The organism is Erythrobacter donghaensis, assembly GCF_001557325.1.
Taxonomy (GTDB): Bacteria; Pseudomonadota; Alphaproteobacteria; order Sphingomonadales; family Sphingomonadaceae; genus Erythrobacter; species Erythrobacter donghaensis_B.
Window position 1 is genome coordinate 1 of record NZ_LSJS01000043.1, and the last position, 300, is coordinate 300.

Consider the following 300-nt stretch of genomic DNA (forward strand, 5'->3'; position numbering starts at 1 on the left):
TCGCCCAGATCGGCAGGAGAAGTCCGGTTGCAAGGTACACGGTCTCTGTGGTGAGCCGTTCGGCAAGCTCCGCAACCTCGCTTTGCCACAGCTTCTCGAAGGCCCGGCGTGGTGCTTCCTCCCAGGCCGATTCCGCAAGGTCATCGAAGTGGTGGTATTCCCGGCGCAGGGGACGGTGGAGGATAACTCGCCTGATCAGCTCGCCTTGCTCGGTCATGAAGTGCCGCGAAGGTTCGGCCAGGGCTGCTTTCCCGCTCTTGGTATTGTGGAGCAGAATGCAGCCGTCAGCGAAGTCGCGGC

Annotated in this window: 1 pseudogene; it reads right to left on the bottom strand. The window is 62.3% G+C overall.

The features are described 5' to 3' along the window. Positions 1-217: pseudogene (locus AX692_RS19930) on the bottom strand (methylase); the annotation flags it as partial. Between the last annotated feature and the right edge of the window lie 83 nt (positions 218-300).